Source organism: Streptomyces panaciradicis (assembly GCF_023516615.1).
In the GTDB taxonomy this organism is placed as follows: domain Bacteria; phylum Actinomycetota; class Actinomycetes; order Streptomycetales; family Streptomycetaceae; genus Streptomyces; species Streptomyces panaciradicis.
In genome coordinates this window covers 1-12,000 of record NZ_JAMGBF010000098.1, presented here as the reverse complement: position 1 = coordinate 12,000, position 12,000 = coordinate 1, and the positions used below count along the sequence as shown (strand labels likewise).

Here is a 12,000-nt window from a genome sequence, read left to right as displayed (position 1 = left end):
CGACGCCGCGGAGATCCACCGGAAGGACCCTGGCAACTACGCCGTCGGCAGCCAGCCCACCTTCCCCGCGAGCAGCGCGTACCCGACGAACGCCCCGATGTCGAGGAGGGAATGCGCCGCCACCAGCGGCCCCACGCGCCCCCAGCGGCGGTACAGCCAGACGAAGACCACGCCCATCACCATGTTGCCGACGAAGCCGCCGATGCCCTGGTAGAGGTGGTAGCTGCCGCGCAGTACGGAACTGGCCACCAGCGCGGTCCCCGGGGTCCAGCCCAGCTGCCCGAGCCGGCGCAGCAGATAGCCGACGACGATGACCTCTTCGAGGATCGCGTTCTGGATCGCCGAGAGGATCAGCACCGGGTACTTCCACCACACGTCGGGCAGGGCCTCGGGGACCACCGTGAGATTGGCGCCGAAGCCCCGCGCGGCCAGGTAGAAGGCGATTCCGGTGCTGCCGATCACAGCGGCGACGGCGGCGCCGCGGCCGAGGTCGGGCCAGGGCCGGGTGCGGTCGAAGCCGAGGGTGCGCAGGCTCCCGCCCTCGCGCAGCAGCAGGTGCGCGACGAGCGCGACGGGCACCAGGGCGGTCGCGATCCCGAACAGCTGCCAGGCGAGATCCAGCCAGGGCCGGCCCGGCGCGGCGGAGGCGTTGAGGGTCGCCGCCTGGTCCTTGAGCCCTCCCGGTTTCGTGACCGACCCGACAAAGCTGATCAGGGCGGACACTCCGCTCGCACCGAGCGAAAGCGCCAGCACGAGCAGCGTCTCGTCACGGAGGATCCGCCGCGAGAGCCGCTCGGGAGGAACAGAATCGGCCACCGCACCCGTCTCCGCCTGCACACCTGACTCCAATTCAGTAATCCCGCCTCATCCCCATCCCCGCCCCGCTAGGGTCTCGAAAGAACTTACGAAGATCGTGCGCTTGGCCGTCAGGGGGGACGGACGCCGTACGGGGCGTACCTCCCCTCCGCATGCCGTACGGCCGCTTGCCGGCACGAGGTTCGACAGGGAGGGGCACCACCGTCATGGGACGTCACAGCTTGCCCGATCATTATGGGGCGGGCGCCAGCGACCCCCGCCCCCGCGCACGCCGCCGTACGACGGCCGTCGCCACGGTGCTGGTCCTGACGGTGGCCGGGGGCACGGCTGTCGCCGTGCGGAGCGGGCTGCTCTCCTTCGGATCGTCCTGCCAGGACGACGCCGTGCGGCTGAGGCTGGCCGCCTCCCCGGACATCGCCCCCGCCCTGACGGCCGCGGCCGAGCGGGCCCGGCACGAGAACGTCACCTCCGACGGGCGCTGTGTCACGGTCTCGGTGACCGCCCGCGACTCCTACAAGGTGGCGGACACCCTCGCCGCGGGCCGGAGGAGCGACGTCCAGGTGTGGGTGGCGGACTCCGATCTGTGGGTCGACCGGATCACGAACGACGGCACCGCGACCGAGGTGACCCCGGCGGGCGCGGTGGCCTCCACGCCCGTCGGCGTGGCCATGGTGCCCGAGGCAGCCAAGGCGATGGGCTGGCCGAAGAAGACGTACAGCTGGATCGAGCTGGCCGGCGCGACCCTGCGGGACGACGCGCTCCGGCTGGGCGCGGCCGACCCCTCGCGCAGTGCCACCGGCCTGCTCGCGCTGACCCGGCTGACCACCGCGGCGGCCGGCCTCAAGGGCGGGGACACCCAGGCCGCGGCGATGATGAAGACGCTGTCGCAGCGCACCTCGGACAGCGACGGCCAGGTCCTGGACACCCTGCCCAGGAACGCCTCGGGTACCGAGCAGGGCAACCCCGTACGCAACCAGGCGCTGATCCTCAGCGAACAGGCGGCGTACGCGTACAACACGTCGGCGGACGGCGGCGACGGCCTGGACATGTTCTATCCCAAGGACGGCTCGCCGCAGCTGGACCACCCCTACGCGATGGTCGGGCAGCTCACGACCGACCAGAGCCGGGCCGCGCTGCGGTTCATGAACTATCTGCGCCAGCCGGCCCAGCTGCGGCTGCTGCAGAAGTACGGCTTCCGCACCTCCGACGAGGAGGCGCCGGAGGCGGTGGTCGCCGAGGCGGGCGGCAGCAGCCCGCAGCCGTACGCGGAGCCCGCCGTCCAGCCCGCTTCGGACGAGGCGTTGCAGAAGGCCCTCGGCACCTGGACGATCACGGTGCAGAGCGCCCGGCTGACCACGGTCGTGGACGCCTCCTCCTCGATGTCCGAGCCGGTGCCGGGCACGGGCGGGCAGTCCCGCATGGAGGTGACGAAGGCGTCGCTGCTGCAGGCGCTGGCCACCTTCACGCAGGAGGACGAGATCGGCCTGTGGGAGTTCTCCACCAAGCTGGACGGCGGCAAGGACTACCGGGTCCTGGTGCCGACCGAGCGGCTCGGCGACCGCAGCGGCGGCCGCACCCAGCGGGAGCGGCTCTCGGCCGCCTTCGGCGCGCTGAAGCCGGTCGCGAACGGGGCGACCGGTCTGTACGACACCACGCTCGCCGCCTACCGGGCGGCCACGTCGTCGTACGCCAAGGGGAAGTTCAACGCGCTCGTCGTCCTCACCGACGGCGTCAACCAGGACCCCGGCAGCATCTCCCGCGCCGAACTGATCAGCGAGCTGCGGAAGCTCGCGGACCCCGAGCGCCCGGTGCCGCTGATCATGATCGCCGTCGGACCCGACGCCGACAAGGAGGAGGCCGCGGAGATCGCCGCCGCGACCGGCGGCTCGGGCCAGTCGGTGAACAACCCCTCACAGATCCAGTCGGTGATGCTGAAGGCGATCGTGGCGGCGGGCGCCCAGGGCGGCAGCACGAGCTGACTCCCGGACCCGCCCCCGCTCACCCCAGCGGCACCGGCTCCGGCATGCCCACCGGCCAGGTGTGCACCGGATCGCCCATGTGCATCAGCTCGCTGTAGCGGCGGGTGGTGGCCGCCAGCGCCGCGTCCCGGGACATGCCCGTCTCCAGGGCCCGGTGGAAGGTGGCCGCCTGCCAGGACGCGCCGTTGACCCGGCGCCGGCAGCGTTCCTCGATGACGCCGAGGTAGAGATCGCGGTCGGCGGGTTCGATGCCCCACGCGTCCAGACCGGCCTCGGCGAGCGGCAGCAGCTCGTCGCGGACCAGGCTGACCGCGTCGACCTCCGCCGTGCCGCCGTAGCGCCCGCGGCGCGGCCACTGGAAGCGCGCGTCGATGCCGTGCTTGCAGGCGGCGTCGAAGTTGGCAGCCGCGGCCTCGAAGGGCAGCCGGGTCCACACGGGGCGGGGCTCCTCGGCGAGGGCGCGGACGAGGCCGTAGTAGAAGGCCGCGTTGGCGATGACGTCGATGATGCTGGGGCCGGCGGGCAGGACGCGGTTCTCGACGCGCAGGTGGGGCACGCCGTCGGCGATGCCGTAGACCGGGCGGTTCCAGCGGTAGATCGTGCCGTTGTGCAGGACGAGTTCGTGCAGGTTCGGCACGCCGCCCGCGTCGAGGACCTCCAGGGGGTCCTCCTCGTCGCAGAGGGGCAGCAGCGCCGGGAAGTAGCGCAGGTTCTCGTCGAAGAGGTCGTGGGCGGAGGTGATCCAGCGCTCCCCGAACCAGGTGCGCGGGCGCACCCCCTGGGCCTGGAGCTCGGGCGGCCGGGTGTCGGTGGACTGCTGGAACAGCGGGGGCCGGGACTCGCGCCACAGCTCGCGGCCGAACAGGAAGGGCGAGTTGGCGCCCACGGCTATCTGGGCGGCGGCGACCGCCTGGGCGGCGTTCCACACGTCGGCGAAGCGGTCCGGGGTGACCTGCAGGTGCAGTTGCACGGAGGTGCAGGCCGCTTCCGGCGCTATCGACTTCGAGGTACAGGTCAGGCGCTCCACGCCGTCGATGTCGAGCACGAAGTCCTCGCCGCGGGCGGCGACGATCTGATCGTTGAGCAGCGCGTAGCGGTCGACCGCGGAAAGGTTCGAGGAGACCAGGTCGTCCCGGTCGAGCGTCGGCAGAATGCCGATCATCACGATTCCCGCATCGACCTCTCCGGCTTTTCGGTCGGCATATGCCAGAGAGGTCCTGAGTTCCTCTCCGAGCCGGTCGAATACCCGCCCCTGCAAGCGGTGTGGGGCTATGTTCACTTCCAGATTGAACATGGCGAGTTCTGTTTGGAAATCTCGGCTCGCGATCCGTTCCAGGACCTGCGCATTGAGCATTTTCGGCATGCCGTCGGCACCGGCGAGATTCAATTCGATCTCCAGCCCCATCAGGTTCCTGGGGCGGTCGAAGCGCTTCTCGGCCAGGAGCCGCTCCAGCCCCGTCAGGCACCTGCGGAGCTTGTCGCGGTAGAGCTGCCGATCGGACAGATCGAATCGACCTGCCACGACCTTCTCCCCCATCGGAGCGTCCCTCCTCGATCGGGCGGCGTCTTGGATCCCGGCCGCCGGTGTCGGGTCACGTGGGATAATGCCCAGCGTCGGCGATCGGTAACGTCCCCGCGTGGGCGGGTCGCGCGCTACTCTGGTCACATGTGACCGCGGGCACATTCACCGGGCATGCGGCACGACGCAGTTTCATGTACGCGACGAACTCGTGAAAAACGCCGACGAGAATTGGCCGACCGCGCCCCCGGCATTTTCCGAGGTCACCGCCTCCGAGCCGAGCGAAATCGGGGTGATTCCCGCGTCTCGCCGACCGGATTGGCCCTTGCCGGGTACTCCGGAATCGGCTAGACGAAACACCGTCTGAACACATGTCGTATAAACTCCGCGAACAGGCAGAGGGTCGGCGCCCCCGGTCTTCGAGACCTGCCGTCAGGCGACGCGCGACAGGTCTCATCCACATCCCGCGTACCCGGATTCCGCCCCGTCTCTCTCGCCTCGTGAGCAGACAGCGCCGTCCGCCCCCCGCCCTCGCGCCACCGTGCCTGTCGAATGAGAGGCGACCCACCATGCCGTTGCATGTCCCCCCGGCTCCCGCGCCCGCACTTCGTACCGTCCTGACCGCGCTCGGCTCGCCCACCGCGGTTCGCGAGGCCCGAACACCCTCCCTGCTGCGCTCCCAGGGACCCGCCACACCGGAACTGCCACTTCCCGTGCACGTCCTGGACGAGCTCACCCCCGAGGGCGCCTCCGCCAGCCGGCTGGCCGGCTGGCGGTTCCTGATCCGGTGCGGCGACCGCGCGGTGGCCGCGGCCGAGACCATGCTGACCCCGGACGGCTGGGCCTTCTCGCACTTCTTCGAGGGCCCCTACATCGCCTCCACCGAGCGGGCGCTGCGCCAGGCCGAGACGATGAAACAGCCCTACCAGGCGCGCCTGCTGTCGGTGCCGAGCCTGTACATGCTCACCCTCTGGCTGCACGGCGACTGCGCGGCGGACGGGGCGGCCGGCCACCCGGTGGCCACGGACCTGCTCGTGCCGCTGGCCCCGGCCCCGCCCGGCATCGCGGCGCACCGCCCGCACCGCGTCGCCGAGCTGCTCCCGGTGCTGACCCATCGGGTGACTCCGGCTCCCCTGCTCGGCCAGATCGCCTGACGAAACACCTCGAGCCCCGCCGTCGATTCACCGACGGCGGGGCTCGGCGTTTTCCGCGGCGCTTCACCCGGAATCGAATGCGCTCGTACGAGCGAAAAACTGCTCGTACGAGCCGGAAAACGTGCTCGACCTGTATGGACTAGCCCCATCCGGCCAGTGCGAACCACCCGAAGGGACAGTGCGGTTGGGCTGAACCGTCCGGGCGGGCGACGCGTCATCAACCTGTGAAGAAGTGGTGCGCCGAAATGCCTGCGGATTCACCTCCGTGGGGCAACACTGGACGGGACCGACTTAAACCAACGGGGGGCGGCCATGGACAACGCGTCACGCCGCAGCACAGACTCGACAGCCATCTCCGACATCACGACAGAGCGAAAGATCCCACCAATGTGCCAGCATCAGCCGCCGTGCCCAACAGCAGACTCCGCCGACCGGGAATCCGCCCGACTCGTGGCGCACCACCCGGAGCAGGGATGGAGCCTGCTGTGCAACGGCGTCCTGCTCTTCGAGGACACCGGTGAGCTGCTGCCCGACGGCCAGATCATCGCCCCGCACCGCCCGCTGGGCGCCAGCCAGGTGATGACGGCCGCCTGAGGCGGCACCCGGGCGGGCCTCGGCCGGCCGCCCGGCGCATTCGAGGGGCCGGTCGCGGAGACATGCCGCGGGCCGGCCCCGACGCACGTCCGGCACCGATCACTCCCCGTAGCGACCCGGAACTGCGAGGGTCATGGGGGCGGTCCCGCGGGCGGACCCGGTGTTGATCACCCTTCCCACGGGCGAGCCTCTTCCGGAAGACTTCTGGACGTCTCGCGGCACGTGTCCACGGAGGTGGGGGAATTGGCAGCAGACGAGGCCGGTGCCGAGGGGGTGCCCGCGAGCCGGGGGAAGGTCACGATCACGGAGATCGCCCGGCAGGCAGGGGTATCGGTGCCGACCGTCTCCCGGGTGGTCAACGGCCGCTCCGACGTCTCGCCGCGCACCCGGGCACGGGTGGAGGACCTGCTCCTCCGGCACGGTTACCGCAAGCGCGCCCACGCCTCGGGGAGCGGCGCCGCACTGCTCGACCTGGTCTTCAACGACCTCGACAGCCCCTGGGCGGTGGAGATCCTGCGCGGAGTGGAGGAGGTGGCCCACGCCGCGGGGATCGGCACGGTGGTGTCGGCGATCCACGGGCGCTCCGGCGACGCGCGGGAGTGGATGCGCAACCTCCGGGCCCGCGCCTCGGACGGCGTCATCCTGGTCACCTCGGCACTGGAACCGCTGCTGCACGAGGAGTTGCGCGCCCTGGGCGTCCCCCTGGTGGTCGTCGACCCGGCGGGCTCCCCCGCCCTGGACGTCCCGACGATCGGCGCCGCCAACTGGTCGGGCGGCCTGGCGGCCACCGAGCACCTGCTCTCCCTCGGCCACCGCCGGATCGGCCTGATCGCCGGCCCGCCGCGGCTGCTGTGCTCCCGCGCCCGCCTGGACGGCTATCGCGCCGCCCTGGAAGGCGCCGGCATCGCCCCCGACGGCTCCCTCGTCGTCCCCGGTGACTTCCACCCCGAGTCCGGTTTCACCGGCTGCAACGCCCTGCTCGCCCTGCCGGAACCCCCGACCGCGCTCTTCGCCGCCAGCGACCAGATGGCCCTGGGCGCGATCGAGGCACTGCGCCGGCGGGGTCTGCGGGTGCCGGAGGACCTGAGCGTGGTCGGCTTCGACGACCTTCCGGAGGTCCGCTGGTCGGCGCCGCCCCTCACCACGGTCCGGCAACCGCTCGCCGACATGGGCAAGTTGGCGGTCCGCACGGTCCTGCGCCTGGCCCGCGGCGAGCAGCCGGACTCCCCCCGCGTCGAACTCGGCACCGAACTGGTCGTGCGGTCCAGCACGGCACCCCCGGCACCCTGACTGACCGGGGGTGCCGAGACCCCGGCGGTGCTCCCCAAGGCACCGCCGGGGCGTTCGGGAAACCCCTCTCGCAGGCGCTACGCGCCGCCCAGCGCCTGCCGGATCGCGAAGTACGCCGGCTTGGGCCGCAGTTGCTCGTCGTACGGCAGCGCGGCGCCCTCCCCGGGGAAGAACGCCGGGATCCAGGAGTACTTGTCGGTGTAGTCCCACACCGTGATCCCCACGCATCGCCGCACCGCGAGGCAGGCCGCCGTCAGGTCGCGGTACCAGTCGGCCTGCTGGGCCAGCTTCTCGTCGGTCGCCGGCAGGATCATGCGGACGTCGACCTCGGTGAGCGCGGTGTCGAGCCCGAGCCGGGAGAAGCGGCGCAGGTTGTCCTCCAGGGTGGTCGGGTAGCCGTACTGCAGGGCCAGATGGGCCTGCAGGCCGATGCCGTCGAGCGGGACGCGCTGTGCCTTCAGCTCCTGGGCGAGCCGGTAGTAGGCGTCGCTCTTCGGGCCGACGGCCTCGATGTTGTAGTCGTTGAGGTACAACTTCGCGTGCGGGTCGGCCTGGTGGGCCCAGCGCAGGGCGTCGGCGATGTAACCGGGGCCGAGCGTGCGGTACCAGAGGGTGTCGCGGTAGGTGCCGTCCTCGTTGAACGCCTCGTTGACCACGTCCCAGGAGTAGACCTTGCCGCGGTAGTGCCGCACCTCGGTCTGGATGTGCTTCTTCAGTACGGCCCTGAGCTCGGCCGCCGTCCAGTCGCGGCCGGTGAGCCAGTCCGGCAGCTGGCTGTGCCAGACCAGGGTGTGGGCGCGCACCCGCTGGTGGTCGGCGCGCGCGAGGTCGACGATCTCGTCGCCGTTGGTCCAGTCGAAGACGCCCTGCTGGGGCTCGGTGGCGTACCACTTCATGCCGTTGCCGGGCGTGATCATGTCGAACTCGCTGCCCAGCACGGAGGTGTAGGCGGTGTCGGTGAGTTCGGGGTTGTCGGTCGCGCTGCCGAAGTAGCGGCCGTGGCGGTGGGCGAGCTCGGCCAGGGTGGCGGGCCGCGGGTGCGCCTGGGCGGGGGTGCCGGTGGTGACACCGGCGGCGACCAGGACGGCGGCGAGGGCGCCGACGAGTCTGAGACGGGTCGTGGGCATGGTGCGACTCCTCACGGGGTGGGGTGTGGGGCCGTACGTCCGGCGGCGCGCGTCATCCCTTCGTCGCGCCGGCGGTGAGGCCGCCGACGAGCTGGCGCTCGGCGACCGAGTAGAGGGCGAGGGCGGGGACCATCGCCAGGACGAGGTAGGCGAAGACACGGGCGTACTCCGCCGAGTACTGGCCCTGGAACTGCGCCACGCCGAGCGGCAGCGTCCACCACTTGGAGTCGGTGAAGACCAGCAGCGGCAGCATGTAGTTGTTCCAGCTGGTGACCACCGCGAGCACGGAGACCGTGCCGAGCGCGGGCCGGGCCATCGGCAGCAGCACCCGCCAGAAGAAGCCGAAGGCGCTGCAGCCGTCGAGCGTGGCCGCCTCCTCCAGCTCGCCGGGGATCTGCCGGAAGAAGCCCCGCAGGATGATGATCGTCATCGGCAGGCCGAAGGCGGCCTGCGGCAGGATCACGCCGAGCGGGTTGTCCAGCAGACCGAGCGAGCGCAGCAGCAGGAACAGGGGCAGGGCGGCCACCGCGGGCGGGAACATCAGCCCCATCGTGAAGAAGGTGAACATCAGCTCCCGGCCGCGGAAGGCGAACCGGGCGAAGGAGAACGCTGCGAGCGCGGACACCGCGACCACGAGCACGCAGGTCGCGACCGCCACGAGCGTGCTGTTGCCCAGCAGCCGCCAGAAGTCGCCGGAGCCGAGGATGTCGGTGTAGTTGCCGGTCAGCCAGCGCTCGGGCAGCCCGAAGGGGTTGCGGGAGAGCTCGTCGGTGGACTTGAAGCCGGACAGCGCGGCGTACAGCAGCGGTACGACGATCACCGAGCCGACCACGACGAGAACCACGTGCAGCGGCAGTTGGCGCAGTGTCTTCACCTGCCGTCTCCCCTCATGTTCGTGGTGGCGCCCTCGAGGTCGCGCCGGAGCACGAACCGCTGGTAGGCGAGGGCGAAGACGAGGCAGATGCCGAACATGACCACGCTGATCGCGCTGGCGTAGCCGACCTGGTAGCGCTTGAAGCCGTACTGGAACATGGTCACGGCCATCGTCTCGGAGTGATGGTCGGGGCCGCCCTGGGTGATCACCCAGACCAGGTCGAAGAGCTGGATGGACCCGATGACGGACAGGAAGATGCTGATGCGGATCGTGGGCGCGAGCAGCGGCAGGGTGACGTTGCGGAAGCGCTGCCAGGGGTTGGCGCCGTCGATCAGCGCCGCTTCCGTCAACTCGGCCGGGATCGACTGGAGTCCGGCGAGCAGCAGCATCATGTGGAAGCCGAAGTACTTCCAGGTCATGACGAGGAAGAGGGTCGCCATGACGTAGGAGGGGTCGGCGAACCACTCGCCGCCCACGCCGTCCAGGCCGATGGCGCCCAGGACATGGTCGGCGAGCCCGTCGTCCGGGGCGAAGACCATGCTGAACAGCACGCCGGTGATGGCCTCCGACAGGACGTAGGGCGCGAAGAAGAGCATGCGGTAGACGGCCCGGCCGCGCAGCCGCTGGTTGAGTGCCACGGCCATGGCCAGCGCGAACGGCAGTTGCAGCAGCAGCGAGAGCCCGACCAGGAGGGCGCAGCGCCACAGGTCGCCGAGGAAGACGTCGTCCTGGAAGAGGCGGGTGAAGTTGTCGCCGCCGATGTAGTCGGAGGGCATGCCGAAGCCGCCCCAGCGGAAGAACGCGGCGTACAGCGCGAACAGCATGGGCAGCAGGACCAGCCCGATGAACAGCACCAGCGCGGGCACCTGGAAGCCGACCGCGGTGAGCCAGTTCACCAGGCGCCGGCGCGCCCGCCCCCGCCCCGGCGTCGCCGCCGGGGAGGGGAGGGCGACGCCCGGCCCCGTCCGCTTGTCCGGAAGGAAAGTGGAGGTCATCGCCGGTTACTGCTCTTCCTTCGCGGTCTTGGAGATCGACTGCGTGACCTGCTCGGGCGACTTGGAGCCGGATATCAGTGCCGCGACGCTGTCGTTGACCTCCTGGCCGACGGCGGGGGCGTAGGCCTGGTCGAGGTAGAGCTGGAAGCCGGTGGCCGCCTTCAACTGGGCTTGTACGGCCTTGGTGTTGGGGTCGGAGAGACCCTTCTCGGCGCCGGGGACGACGGGGAGGGTGTTGGTCTTCTTCACCAGCACCAGGTCGGTGGCCTCGGAGGCGAAGAACTTCAGGAAGTCGACGGCCGCCTGCGGGGCGCCCTTGCGCAGGGCGTGTCCGCCGCCACCGCCGAAGACCTCGGTGATGGCGCCCTTTCCGCCCTCGACCGCGGGGAAGGGGAAGAAGCCGAGGTTCGAGCCGAGGCCCTTGCCGGAGTCGGCCTCGACGACCGGGGCCCACTGGCCCATGAGTTCCATGGCCGCCTTGCCGTTGCCCATGGTGGCCGCCTGGCCGGTGGGCGTGGAGTACGCGGCGCCGAGGAACCCCTTCTGGAACGGCTGGAGTTTGACCAGGTCCTGGAGGTGCCGGCCGGCCTGGACGAGTCCGGGCGCGGTGAAGTCCTTGTCGTCGTTGGCCTTCTTCAGCGCGTCGATGCCGGCCGTGCGCATCGCGAGGTAGGCCCAGTAGTACATGCCGGGCCACTTCTCCTTGCCGGCCAGGGCGATGGGCGTGATGTTCTTCGCCTTGAGCTTCTTGACGGCGTCGAGGAAGCCGCTCCAGGTGGTGGGCGGGGCGGCGATGCCGGCCTGCTTGAAGAGCGCCTTGTTGTACCAGAAGCCGATCATGCCGATGTCGAACGGTATGCCGTACGTCTTGTTGTCCAGGATGTACGCCTGCTTCGCGACGGACAGCATGCCGTCGGCCCACGGCTTGGTCCGGTCGGTGAGGTCCTCTACGAGCCCGGCGTCCACCTGCTGCTGGAGCACACCGCCGCCCCAGGTGTGGAAGATGTCCGGGAGCTTCCCGGAGGCGGTCAGCGCCGTCATCTTCGACTTGTAGGCGTCGTTCTCCATCTGGACGATCTTCACCTTGACCTTGGGGTTCTGCGCCTCGAACTTCTTGGCCAGACCCGCCCAGACCGTCTTGGTGGGCTCGGTGGTGGAGATGTTCCACCACTCGATGGTGGTCTTCCCGTCGGCCGACCCTCCGTCCGAGTCGCCGCCGCATGCGCTCAGAGCCGTCATGCCCAGACCGGCCGCGGCGGAGGCCGCCAGGAACCCGCGGCGGGACAGTGCCCGGTCGCCCATTGTGTGCTCCTTGGGGTAGGGACGGCGCGTCCACGACCGTCCACTAGGACCGAAAGTTTCGGAGATGATCCAGAAAGCTTCGCTGTTGCCGCACCCTAGAGACAGCTCCCAAACGGTGGCAACCCCTTGTACGCGGTGAATCTGCGCGCGACGTCGCACAGCGGCGGCAGCGGGGGACTCAGGCCCGGTATGGTTCGGGCGGCGAACCCCGCCCGTCACCTCTCGACCGGTCGAAACATTCGGCTCAGCAGGCGAACATTACGGAGCCGATCAGGCAGTGCTATCGCACGGAGACCGAGTCGGCTCGCTCCGTCGCGCCCTCGGCGGCCGCGAGTGCGCGGTTGCGGCGG

At 70.5% G+C, this 12,000-nt stretch carries 10 protein-coding genes; 4 read left to right on the top strand and 6 right to left on the bottom strand.

Features of this window, described 5'->3' with window-relative positions:
- Positions 1 to 36 precede the first annotated feature (36 nt).
- On the bottom strand, positions 37 to 837 hold the full coding sequence (locus tag M8J74_RS28535) for a CPBP family intramembrane glutamic endopeptidase (protein ID WP_249839201.1): 801 nt from the start codon (positions 835 to 837) through the stop codon (positions 37 to 39).
- A gap of 185 nt (positions 838 to 1,022) precedes the next feature.
- On the opposite strand from M8J74_RS28535, the gene M8J74_RS28530 reads away from it, so the two are divergent.
- Positions 1,023 to 2,795: a substrate-binding and VWA domain-containing protein gene (locus M8J74_RS28530; protein WP_249839200.1), complete on the top strand. Its 1,773-nt coding sequence runs from the start codon at positions 1,023 to 1,025 to the stop codon at positions 2,793 to 2,795.
- Between the two features lie 19 nt (positions 2,796 to 2,814).
- On the opposite strand, the gene M8J74_RS28525 is transcribed toward M8J74_RS28530, so the two are convergent.
- Positions 2,815 to 4,332 carry a glutamate-cysteine ligase family protein gene (locus tag M8J74_RS28525; RefSeq protein WP_249839199.1) on the bottom strand — a complete coding sequence of 506 codons (1,518 nt, stop codon included), beginning with the start codon at positions 4,330 to 4,332 and terminating at the stop codon, positions 2,815 to 2,817.
- 551 nt (positions 4,333 to 4,883) lie between these two features.
- Here M8J74_RS28525 and M8J74_RS28520 point away from each other — a divergent pair.
- From M8J74_RS28520 to M8J74_RS28510, 3 genes are all read left to right on the top strand, one after another.
- The gene (locus M8J74_RS28520) at positions 4,884 to 5,468 is read left to right on the top strand and encodes a hypothetical protein (protein ID WP_249839198.1); all 585 of its coding nucleotides are present in this window, start codon (positions 4,884 to 4,886) and stop codon (positions 5,466 to 5,468) included.
- Positions 5,469 to 5,855: 387 nt separating this feature from the next.
- The gene (locus tag M8J74_RS28515) at positions 5,856 to 6,062 is read left to right on the top strand and encodes a DUF5999 family protein (RefSeq protein WP_058926624.1); all 207 of its coding nucleotides are present in this window, start codon (positions 5,856 to 5,858) and stop codon (positions 6,060 to 6,062) included.
- A gap of 243 nt (positions 6,063 to 6,305) precedes the next feature.
- On the top strand, positions 6,306 to 7,352 hold the full coding sequence (locus tag M8J74_RS28510) for a LacI family DNA-binding transcriptional regulator (RefSeq protein WP_249839196.1): 1,047 nt from the start codon (positions 6,306 to 6,308) through the stop codon (positions 7,350 to 7,352).
- A gap of 77 nt (positions 7,353 to 7,429) precedes the next feature.
- On the opposite strand, the gene M8J74_RS28505 is transcribed toward M8J74_RS28510, so the two are convergent.
- Genes M8J74_RS28505 through M8J74_RS28490 form a run of 4 tightly spaced genes read right to left on the bottom strand, consistent with a single transcriptional unit; the run spans position 7,430 to position 11,650 of the window.
- Entirely contained in the window at positions 7,430 to 8,479 is a 1,050-nt protein-coding gene (locus M8J74_RS28505; protein WP_249839195.1) for an endo-1,4-beta-xylanase, read from the bottom strand.
- 52 nt (positions 8,480 to 8,531) lie between these two features.
- Positions 8,532 to 9,353, bottom strand: coding sequence for a carbohydrate ABC transporter permease (locus M8J74_RS28500; protein ID WP_058926621.1), 822 nt, complete (start codon positions 9,351 to 9,353; stop codon positions 8,532 to 8,534).
- The gene (locus M8J74_RS28495) at positions 9,350 to 10,348 is read right to left on the bottom strand and encodes a carbohydrate ABC transporter permease (protein ID WP_058926620.1); all 999 of its coding nucleotides are present in this window, start codon (positions 10,346 to 10,348) and stop codon (positions 9,350 to 9,352) included. Before M8J74_RS28495 ends, M8J74_RS28500 begins: the two co-directional genes overlap by 4 nt.
- Before the next feature lie 6 nt (positions 10,349 to 10,354).
- A complete protein-coding gene (locus M8J74_RS28490) occupies positions 10,355 to 11,650 on the bottom strand; it encodes an extracellular solute-binding protein (protein WP_249839194.1) in 1,296 nt (431 codons plus the stop codon).
- Between the last annotated feature and the right edge of the window lie 350 nt (positions 11,651 to 12,000).